At 71.9% G+C, this 8,012-nt stretch carries 7 protein-coding genes; 3 read left to right on the plus strand and 4 right to left on the minus strand.

Features of this window, described 5'->3' with window-relative positions:
* Positions 1-33 precede the first annotated feature (33 nt).
* Positions 34-1,749, plus strand: a complete 1,716-nt coding sequence (locus HR086_RS42245; protein ID WP_174468452.1) for a HAMP domain-containing sensor histidine kinase — start codon at positions 34-36, stop codon at positions 1,747-1,749.
* A 42-nt stretch (positions 1,750-1,791) separates the two neighbouring features.
* On the plus strand, positions 1,792-2,574 hold the full coding sequence (locus tag HR086_RS42250; RefSeq protein WP_174459809.1) for an SDR family oxidoreductase: 783 nt from the start codon (positions 1,792-1,794) through the stop codon (positions 2,572-2,574).
* A 71-nt stretch (positions 2,575-2,645) separates the two neighbouring features.
* On the opposite strand, the gene HR086_RS42255 is transcribed toward HR086_RS42250, so the two are convergent.
* Entirely contained in the window at positions 2,646-3,257 is a 612-nt protein-coding gene (locus HR086_RS42255) for an outer membrane beta-barrel protein (RefSeq protein ID WP_174454450.1), read from the minus strand.
* Positions 3,258-3,491: 234 nt separating this feature from the next.
* On the opposite strand from HR086_RS42255, the gene HR086_RS42260 reads away from it, so the two are divergent.
* Complete coding sequence (locus HR086_RS42260) at positions 3,492-4,277, plus strand: 2-keto-4-pentenoate hydratase (RefSeq protein ID WP_174459808.1); 786 nt, start codon at positions 3,492-3,494, stop codon at positions 4,275-4,277.
* Position 4,278: 1 nt separating this feature from the next.
* Here HR086_RS42260 and HR086_RS42265 read toward each other — a convergent pair whose 3' ends face one another.
* From HR086_RS42265 to HR086_RS42275, 3 genes are all read right to left on the minus strand, one after another.
* The gene (locus tag HR086_RS42265; protein WP_174468453.1) at positions 4,279-5,730 is read right to left on the minus strand and encodes a hypothetical protein; all 1,452 of its coding nucleotides are present in this window, start codon (positions 5,728-5,730) and stop codon (positions 4,279-4,281) included.
* Positions 5,731-5,915: 185 nt separating this feature from the next.
* Positions 5,916-7,196 (minus strand): hypothetical protein, encoded by a 1,281-nt coding sequence (locus HR086_RS42270; RefSeq protein WP_174459806.1) that lies wholly within the window; start codon positions 7,194-7,196, stop codon positions 5,916-5,918.
* A gap of 131 nt (positions 7,197-7,327) precedes the next feature.
* A partial coding sequence (locus HR086_RS42275; RefSeq protein WP_373564425.1) for an FAD/NAD(P)-binding protein occupies positions 7,328-8,012 on the minus strand: 685 nt, incomplete at its 5' end.

An 8,012-nucleotide genomic window follows, 5' to 3' on the forward strand; every position in this document is an offset into this window, starting at 1 on the left:
GAGATTGTATAAGAGACAGAACCTGTCGCGCCCATGTCGCTGGAAGAGGCTCGCGCGGCGGAGGATGCGGACTCGAGGCAGCTCCTGTCGGCCGCGACCGTCGAAGAGGCGCTCGCCGTGCTCGTGGAGATCGCCCGCCGTCTGACGCGCGCCCACCAGGCGACCGTGGTGATGACGCCCACCGTCGGGAAGACGCGGGGGGCGAGCGTCACGTCGCTCTCACGGGCCTACGAGGTCTGGGGTGGCTACGCGGTGCCCTCCAGCGACGAGCCGGGTCGCACGGCGAGGGAGCGTCGCAGCGCGCGCGCGGAGCCCCGCGGCCGAATATCCGCCTCGCTGCCCTCGGACGCCGGCGTGCTCTACCTCTTCGACCGGGAGGTGGGCGACTTCAGTCGCGAGGACGAGTTGGCCCTGCATCGACTCGCCCGGCTGGCGGGACTGGCGCTGGAGTCCGCGCGCCTGTTGCGTGAGGAGCAGCAGGCACGCTCGGAAGCGGAGGCCGCCGAGCAGCGCGCGGCCTTCCTCGCCGACGCCAGTCGCCTCCTGGCGTCATCCTCGCTGGACCCGAAGGCCACGCTCGACACGCTGGCCCGGCTCTGCGTGCCCATCCTCGCGGACTGGTGCTTCGTCGACATCGTGGACGAGTCGGGCACCGTGCAGCGCACGTCGGTGGCGCATGCCGACCCCGGCCAGGACGCGCTCGCCCGGCGCGTGCGGGACTTTCCTCCCGGGCCCGAGGGCAGCGCGCACCCCACCACCCGCGTGGCCCGTCAGGCCGAGTCCCTGCTCGTGGACAACATCGACGACGCGTGGCTGCGCGGCGTCTCCGTGAGCGAGGCCCACTTCGAGACGATGCGCGAGGTGGGCTTCCACGAAATCCTCGCCGTGCCGCTGCTCGCGCGAGGCCGCTCACTGGGCGCGCTCACCTTCCTCGCGGTGCGCCCCTCGCGCCACTACAACCAGACGGACTTGGAGACGGCGCAGGACCTGGCCCGCCGCGCCGCGCTCCTCGTGGACAACGCCCGGCTGTACCGCGAGGCGCGCCGCTCCGTGCGCCTGCGCGACGAGTTCCTCGCCGTGGCCAGTCACGAGCTGAAGACACCCCTCACCCCGCTCCAACTGCGCCTGCAGTGGCTGCGGCGGCAGACGCGCAAGGACCGGCCCTTCCTCCCCACGCCGCTGGTCGTCTCGCAGCTCGACGTCGTGCAGCGCCAGGTAGACAAGCTGTCGGGGCTCGTCCACGGACTGCTCGACGTGTCGCGCCTGTCCAGCGGTAGGCTGACGCTGCATCGCGAGGACGTGAATCTGGAGGCCGTGGCGCGCGAGGTGAAGGACCGGCTGGCGGTCCCCGCGAGTCAGGCCGGAAGCCCCGTGTCGCTGTCCCTCCAGGGCGACCTGCGCGGGCACTGGGACCGTGTCCGCCTGGAGCAGGTGCTCACGAACCTGCTCGCCAACGCGCTGAAGTACGGCGCGGGCCAGCCCGTGCACATCGCGCTCCGGGGAGAGGCGGACCGGGTGCTCTTGCGCGTGGAGGACTCGGGCATCGGCATCGCGCGGGAGTACCAGTCGCACATCTTCGAGCGCTTTGGCCGCGCCGTCAGCGAGCGCCACTACGGGGGACTGGGCCTGGGGCTCTACATCACCCGGCAGATTGTCGAGGCCCACGGCGGCGAAATCGGCGTGCGCAGCGAGCCGGACATGGGCAGCCGCTTCGAGGTCAGCCTCCCCCGGCACGAGAGCACCGCGTGAGTCCTCCCGCGCTCGGCTATAAAGGCGCTGGGAGGAAAAAACATGTCACGCAAGGTGGCCCTCATCACCGGAGCCTCGGCTGGCCTCGGAGTGGATTTCGCGCGGCGCTTCGCCCGGGACGGGCACGACGTCATCCTCGTCGCGCGCGGAGCGGCGCGGCTGGAAGCGCTCGCCGCGACGCTGGAGAAGGAGCACGGGGTGAAGGCCCACGTGCTGCCCACGGACCTGTCCCAGCCGGACGCGCCCGAGCAGCTCTTCGCGCAGGTGGCCGAGCGCGGGCTGGAGGTGGAGTTCCTCGTCAACAACGCGGGCTTCGGCTCCTCGGGCCCCTTCCTGGACCAGGACGTGAAACGCGAGGCGGAGATGGTGCAGGTGAATTGCACCGCGCTCCTGACGCTCACGCACCTGTTCGCCCGACCCATGCGTGAGCGCGGCCACGGGCGCATCCTCAACGTGGCCTCCACCGCCGCCTTCCAGGCCGGGCCCTACATGTCCACGTACTACGCGACGAAGGCGTTCGTCGTGTCGCTGTCGGAGGCGCTGGCGTACGAGCTGAAGGGCACCGGCGTGACGGTGACGTGCTCCTGCCCCGGCGCGACACACACGGAGTTCGCGCAGAAGGCGGGCAATGACAAGAGCCGCCTGTTCCAGCGCTCCGGCGTGGCGAAGCCCGAGGACGTGGTGGAGCACGCCTACAAGGCGATGCTGCGCGGGCGGGTGCTGGCCATCCACGGCGCGCTCAACGGGCTGGCCGCCTTCATGGTGCGCTTCAGCCCGCGCTCCGCCGCGCGCGCCATCGCCGCGGGGCTCAACCAACAGGCCTGAGCACACTCACGCCGATGGAGGGGCCGTGACACTTCCGCGAAGCGGCGGCGTCACGGCCACCCGTCCCACGGTCAGTTGAAGGTGGCGGTGAAGAGCAGCGAGAAGTGGGTGACGTTCCAGTCGTCCCCATCATCGTTGTCGCTGCGGATGCGGCCCAGCGCCACCTCGCCGCCGATGCCCACCGCCCAGTTGTTGCTCACCCACCACTCCTTGCCCAGGCCAAAATGCAGGCCGACGCCGGAGTCCGTCTCCGCCTCGCGCTCGCCGTCCTGGGTGATGCTCAGCTGGTTGGCCACCACCGCGCCGGAGATGTAGAGGTTGACGGGCATGAAGTAGTACGTGGCGCCCACGCCGAGCGCGGCGTAGTTGCTGCTCACGTCGCCGTCGTCGTCACCCTCGATGGTGGTGTCGCCAAACTGGATGTCCGGGTTCGGCGTGGAGGTGCCGAAGAGCTTCCCGTAGATGATGAAGTTCTCGATGAGCGCGTAGCCCAGCTCCAGGTTGATGGTGGCGCCGGCGCCCTTGAGCGCCAGGTCAATCTCCTGCGCCTCGGAGTGGGTGTAGGCGATGCCGAGCTGACCGCGCAGGTAGAAGCCGTCGTGGGTGTGCCGCCCTGGGGTTTCGTCCGCGAACGCCGCCGAGGTCGGAAGAAGCACTGCCGCGAAGAGCCAGAAGAGTCGCATGATGGGAGTCCTTGCTTCGGAGGCCCGCCCCGGCCGGGGGGCTGGAACCGGGGTTATGCAGCACGTCGGCCCGGTGAATCCAGTCCCCGGAAGCCCCGTGCTTCCGGTGCGCGCGGCTAATACCCCGACGCGGGACAACCTGCGCATCAGCCGCCTCGCCTGGGACCCCTGGCCGTGCTCTGCTGCGCCGCCCGGCGCGTCTGTCCGCGCTGAACCGACCTGGAGAGGGATGCAATGACGCAGACCGTGGACCCCTCGGAGCTGGCCCGACGCCTCGACGCCGCGCGGCGAGAGCGGCGCGAGGTACCGCCCCTCACGAACGAGCTGCCGAAGCTCACGCTGCCGGAGGCGTACGCCGTCCAGGAGGCGGGCCTCCAACTGCGCCTCGCCGACGGTGAGCGCGTCGTCGGCCTGAAGATGGGCCTGACGTCCGAGGCCAAGCGCCGGCAGATGAACCTGGACTCGCCCGTGTACGGCGTCCTCACGGACCGGATGCGCGTGGCGGCGGACGGAGTCATCGCCCTGGGCCAGGGCATCCACCCGAAAATCGAGCCGGAGATTGCCTTCCGCACCGCGCGCGAGCTGCGCGGGACGGTGACGCGCGAGGAGGCGCTGGACGCGTGCGAGTCGGTGTTCGCCGCGATGGAAATCCTCGACTCGCGCTACCGCGACTTCAAGTACTTCTCCCTGCCGGACGTGGTGGCGGACAACTCGTCCTCCTCGCTGTTCGTCCTCGGGGAAGAGGAGCACCCGCCGCGCTCGCTGGATTTGACGCGGCTGGAGATGAAGATGTCGGTGAACGACGCGCTGGCGCAGTCGGCCCGCTCGGACGCCATCTCCGGGGACCCGGTGCTGTCGGTGGTGCAGTTGTGCGAGCTGCTCGCGCTGCGCGGCCAGGTGCTCCCCGCCGGCAGCATCGTCCTGGCGGGCGCCGCCACGGCCGCGCACATGCTCCAGCCCGGAGACCGGGTGCGGCTCATCGTGGAGGGCCTGGGCTCCGTGGCGGTGTCGGCCGCGTAGCTCAGTGCATCCAGGACGACACGCCCGCGCTCGAGTGGCGCGGGCTCGTGTCGGCCTCCTCCCAGCGCACCGGGTAGCGGTCCCCGTGCTGGCGCAGGAACGCGTCCAGGCGCTTCAAGTCCAGCCGCTCCGGCATCGGGTAGCGCGCGGCCATCGCCTGCTTCACCGCGGGGTGGTAGCGGACGACGGCGGCGAAGTCGCGCGGATACTCCTGCTCGTCCACGCCCAGGAACTCACCCCGGTCCAAACCCCGGGAGAGCAGCTCCCGCCAGCGTTGCAGCGGCGCAAGGCCAATGGACTCCACGCCTCGGGAGCAGAGCATGAGGTACAGCGCTTCCCACGGCTCGGACGCGTCCAGGTAGTGCTCCAGCGCGCGCGCCGAGGGCCGCGTGTTGAGCACCATCCAGAACGGCACCGCGCCGCCGCGCAGCGCCCACCAGGGCTCCATCAGAATCGACGACTCCACCAGCAACCGCCCCAGCGGCATGTGTCTGTCGCGGTACCAGTGCCGGTACAGGTCCGCCACCAGCGGGCTGAGCGCCTCCGGCTCCGGATAGACGATGCGCCGCAGTCGCCAGCGTCGCTTGCGCGCCAGCCGCTGGAGGTCCTCGCTCAGCGCGGGCTCGAAGCCCCACTCCGCTTCCGGGCTGTCGCTGTCCGGAGGCGGCGTGGGCCAGCGCGGACGCGGCGAGCCCTGGCGCCGCAGGTACTCCTCCACGCGCGGGCCGCCCAGGTAGTACTCGTCAGGGCTCGCGCCGCCGAGCGCCCCGTGCTGGAAGACGTGCCGCTCGCCCTGTCGCAGCGTCGGCCAGCGCAGCTCGCACTCGGACACGAAGAGGGTGGCGCCGGGCTCCAGCACGTCCTCCAGGAAGCGGACGTAGGCGATGCCCAGGCGTCGTCGCTTCACCCGGAAGTGCGTCAGCCCTCGCAAGAGGAGCCGGTCGTGGTTGGCGTCGTGCGTGTGGTGCAACTGGAGGTCTGGATGGGACTCCAGCAAATGGCGCGCGGGCTCTCGCGCGAAGTCCAGGTGCTGGAGCGGCTCGTCCACGGGCACGCGCCCGTCGTGACGCACGGCGAGCAGTTGCGTCTGGGGCAGCCATGGAATGCCCAGCGCCGCGCACAGGTGGACCAGGGCGCCGTTGGAGGAGCCCACCACGGCGGCCGGATAGCGTTGGCGCGGATAGCGGGCCACCACCCAGCGCGACAGGGCCTCCGCATCGAAGTGTGTCAGCGCGCGCGGCGTGAGGGCCTCGGCCAGTCCACTGCGGACATAGGCGGCCTCGCGCCTCGGCACCGGGAGGCGGTTGACGACGGGGAGCAGCGCCTCGAACAGCGGGCTCGTGTGGCGGTGCGTGCCCAGCGCGGGAAAGTCGCGGCCGTGCAGGAAGCCCGCGAGCGCGCGCAGCATGGCGGCCGACGAGTCGAAGTCCGCGACGAAGCGGCGCGCCATCATGGCGGCCCCGCTTCACACCCGGAGCGCTTCGGCGGATCCCAACCGGGACTCCTCGCGTGCGGCAGGTCCATTCCCCCTCCAGGGCGATGACGCGTCCATCGGGAAGGTAGGCCCTGAAGGGCACCCGAGCAGGCCGCCGACACCGGCCTGCCCGCCCGAGGGCCCAGGAGGCGTCCTGGCGTCGCTCAGGGCTTGGGCTGGCGCGCGGTGAGCGGCGGGTCCGCGGTCACTCGCAGGCCGTGGGCCGCATGGGCGCGCGAGCACGGCTGGAGCCGGGCCTCCGTGGGGCCCAGCGTCTCGAGCACGAAGGAGGAGTCCTTGTGCCGGGGCGGCGACTCCGGCCAGTGGCCCCGCTCGGCGCGCGCCAGGTCGACCTCCGCCAGGGTGATGAGCGCGTCGTGCTGGAGCTTGCGCAGGTCCAGCCGCTCGGCGTACTCGCCGTAGGTGGCGACGTGGGGCCCGTGGATGGAGCCCAGCTGCTCTTCCTCCTCGCTGGCTTCCATGAGGGCGAAGGCCCGCCGGCGCGCCGGAGTGGGCAGGTCCGCCGCGGTCGTCAGCGCGTCGAAGCCCTCCACCAGCGTCCACCACGCGCGTCGCGCCGCCAGGGGGCCGTCGTCGGAGGCCTCCGCGTCCCGCAGTTCCGGCGGCACGCAGTCCTGACTGCCCGAAGGCAGCGCGGCCAGGGCCTCGTCGGACAGCAGCCCCCGGAAGTGGACCAACTGCACCAGCGCCGACTCGTGCCGCAGCGTCATGGAGAAGGGCGCGAAGCCCTCGGCCAGCTTCACCAGCTGCGAAATCGCCAGCCGCTTGCGCTCCGTCGGCGCCGCGTCCAGCGCGTCCGCGCACGGCCGGTAGAGCACGCCGTGGCCCGTGGCGGAGAGCAACTGCCCCTCCATCCCCCCGCCCAGCTCCAGCTCCCGGCTCAGCGCCAGCGCGTCCAGGCACGTGTCCAGCGCCGCCAGGGGCCGCCCCTCGGCGAGCTTCAGCCGCGTGTCCAGCGCGGCCAGGTTCACCACGTACATCAACGCGAACCTGCCGTTCGCGCGCGCCTGGGTGAAGGGCGCGAGCACCCCCAGGCTCCGCGGCAGCCCGCCGACCTCCGCGTGGGTCGCCGCCAGCACCTGCTCCAACAGGGGCCGCGCCCGCTCCAGCGTCTCGGCGCACGCCGAGGACAGCGCTGACGTCGGCAGCTTCCCGTCCGCCACGTCCCGGCAGGACTGCCCCAGCGTGGAGTCCGGACCCGTGCCCGACTTCTGTCGCTCCTGGTACAGGTGCAACACGTCATCCAGCAGCGGCTCCAGGTGGCGGGCGAAGGTGCCCGGCCTCGGCGGATGCGCGTGCGAGGGCCGCGCATACCGCGCCTGCGTCAGCTCGTTCACCTCGCGCACCAGCCGCGCTTCCAGCGGCCCCGTGCGCAACTTCACGTACGCCAGGCCCCCCGCGCAGGCGAGGAGGACGGCGAACACGCCTCCAGCGACTGTGACGAGAGAGCGATGAGAAGTCATGAGGGGGAGTAACGCGGGCCGAAGCCTCGCACGAAACCCCGGCTCCAGGGATTTCCACCCATCCTTGGATAGGATTCACTGCCAGTCCGGGCTCAGCCGGCGCTGCGGCGGGGGGCGACGAAGCCGTGGCCCAGGCGTTTGAGGAGGTGTTCGGCCAGGGCGCGGGCCTGGGTGCGAATCTCCGGCACGGCCGTGGTCTCCCACAGCTCTCCGCGCCGCAGGGGGCCCAGGGTGAAGAGGCGGCCCCCGGCATGTCCGCGCGCGTCCAGCAGCGCCCCGTGGCGGTCGGTGTCCAGGCCCAGGCCGAGCGCATCCGGGCGCACCCGGCCCGCCTCCGCCAGGTGCTTGAGCAGCGGGTGACCATGGCGGGTGACAGAGCCCTCCGGCCCCGTGCAGTTGACCACGTGGTGGACCTGGAGCTGCTCCTCCCGCCGCTCGCCCCGGCGCCGCACGCTCACCCGCACCGTGCCGGAGTCGTCCAGTTGGAAGCCGCGCACCCAGGCCGCGGACAGCGCGAGCCGGCCCTGGGCCCTGAGCCGCTCCACCCCGTCGCCGACATCCGGCGCCATCCGGTGGCGGTGCACGTCCCAATAGGCGCGAAGGTGCCGCAGGAAGCGCTTGCGCTCCCCGTCATCCAGCCGCTGCCACAGGGGCACCGTCACGGGCCGCAGCGCGTCCACCACCGCGCGCCAGCTCGCCCCGGCCTGTGTCGCGAGCCGCACCTCGTGGCGGAGGACACGCAAGAGCGCGCGCACCCTCACGGGGATGGGATGGGAG

The organism is Myxococcus sp. CA039A (assembly GCF_013336645.1).
GTDB lineage: Bacteria > Myxococcota > Myxococcia > Myxococcales > Myxococcaceae > Myxococcus > Myxococcus llanfairpwllgwyngyllgogerychwyrndrobwllllantysiliogogogochensis.